Below are 434 nucleotides of genomic sequence, written 5' to 3'. Positions count from 1 at the left end.
CAGGTCTTCCAGTGCGCCATCCAGGGCCTGGGCCAGGCTGTCACCCTGCTGCAGGCGCCAGGTCAGGTAGCCGGCGGCCACTTCAGTGTCGTTGTCGGTTTCGAAACTGATGCCTTCGCGCTTGAGCTCCTGGCGCAGGCGAAAGTGGTTGGACAGCGAGCCGTTGTGCACCAGGCACAGGTCGGCGCCGGTGGAAAACGGGTGGCTGCCTTCCATGGTCACGGCGCTTTCGGTGGCCATGCGGGTGTGGCCGATAATGTGGCTGCCCTTCATGCCGGCCAGGCCGAAGCGACTGGAAATTTCCGCCGGCAAGCCCATGCCCTTGAGGATTTCGATGCTCTGCCCGGCGCTCATGATGCGCACCTCCGGCGCGAGCGCAGCCAGCGCGGCGCGGGCCGCAGCTTCATCGGTATGCACTTTGAGCACTGCGGCGC

The 434-nt window shown here is 65.9% G+C and carries 1 protein-coding gene; it reads right to left on the bottom strand.

Translation table 11 applies throughout. The features are described from left to right. Nucleotides 1-434, bottom strand: a 434-nt coding sequence (locus tag EOE48_RS28875; protein ID WP_187371600.1) for a class II glutamine amidotransferase domain-containing protein, incomplete at both ends; no start/stop codon positions are given.

This window comes from Methylobacterium oryzihabitans (assembly GCF_004004555.2).
Classification (GTDB): domain Bacteria; phylum Pseudomonadota; class Alphaproteobacteria; order Rhizobiales; family Beijerinckiaceae; genus Methylobacterium; species Methylobacterium oryzihabitans.
The sequence above is the reverse complement of the archived record's forward strand: the minus strand, read 5'-3'. Positions and strand labels throughout refer to the sequence as shown.